The organism is Desulfofundulus thermobenzoicus, assembly GCF_009428905.1.
In the GTDB taxonomy this organism is placed as follows: domain Bacteria; phylum Bacillota; class Desulfotomaculia; order Desulfotomaculales; family Desulfovirgulaceae; genus Desulfofundulus_A; species Desulfofundulus_A thermobenzoicus.
In genome coordinates this window covers 1-476 of the sequence record NZ_WHYR01000161.1, presented here as the reverse complement: position 1 = coordinate 476, position 476 = coordinate 1, and the positions used below count along the sequence as shown (strand labels likewise).

Below are 476 nucleotides of genomic sequence, written 5' to 3'. Positions count from 1 at the left end.
GGCTGTGGCGGCCGTCACGCCGTTCGGCATCGTCACGTGCCTGCTGCTCGGCGCGATGATTGCCACGACCGATCCGTCCGCTGTAATCGCGGTGTTTCGCGACGTGGGCGCGCCGGCACTGCTGATCCGGCTGGTGGAGGGCGAAGCGCTGCTCAACGACGCCGCAGCCATTGCCATCATGGGCGTGCTGCTTGCCATGCTGACCGGGCACGGCGGCGATGCCTCCATCGGCACGGGCCTGCGTGAGCTGGCCAAGGGGTTTAGTGGCGGCGTGGTGTTCGGATTGACTGCGGGGCGGATCGCCGCATTCTTGCTGCCGGCGCTGCGCGGCATTGCCCAGGCCGAGGCCGCGTGGACGCTGGCGCTGCCGTATCCGCTGTATCTCGTGGCCGAAGATGTGCTGGGGGTGTCGGGCGTGGTGTCCGTGGTGTGTGCGGGACTTGTGATTGGCGCGTTGGGCCGCACGCGCATGACGC

At 68.9% G+C, this 476-nt stretch carries 1 protein-coding gene; it reads left to right on the top strand.

Annotated elements, in window-relative coordinates; genetic code table 11:
• A partial coding sequence (locus tag GFC01_RS18015) for a cation:proton antiporter domain-containing protein (protein WP_194175035.1) occupies positions 1-476 on the top strand: 476 nt, incomplete at both ends.